The organism is Streptomyces sp. AC512_CC834 (assembly GCF_019049325.1).
GTDB lineage: Bacteria > Actinomycetota > Actinomycetes > Streptomycetales > Streptomycetaceae > Streptomyces.
Genome location: NZ_JAGMUO010000129.1, coordinates 1 through 220, shown reverse-complemented (window position 1 = coordinate 220; position 220 = coordinate 1). Strand labels below are relative to the sequence as shown.

At 65.9% G+C, this 220-nt stretch carries 1 protein-coding gene; it reads right to left on the bottom strand.

The genetic code is table 11. The features are described from left to right. Nucleotides 1-220: methylmalonyl-CoA mutase family protein (locus KUM40_RS39635; RefSeq protein WP_217171246.1), on the bottom strand; the 220-nt coding region annotated here is incomplete at both ends.

Sequence of the window (220 nt, the reverse complement as noted above, 5' to 3'; positions counted from 1 at the left end):
GCGAGCGTGAACGCGATCTCCTGCGCGGGAGACGCGCCCGCCTCGGCCATGTGGTAGCCGGAGATCGAGATGGTGTTCCACTTCGGGATCTCGGCCCGGCAGTACTTGAAGATGTCCGCGATCAGCCGCAGCGACGGCTTGGGCGGGAAGATGTACGTCCCGCGCGCGATGTACTCCTTCAGCACGTCGTTCTGGATCGTGCCGGTGAGCTGGTCGGCGC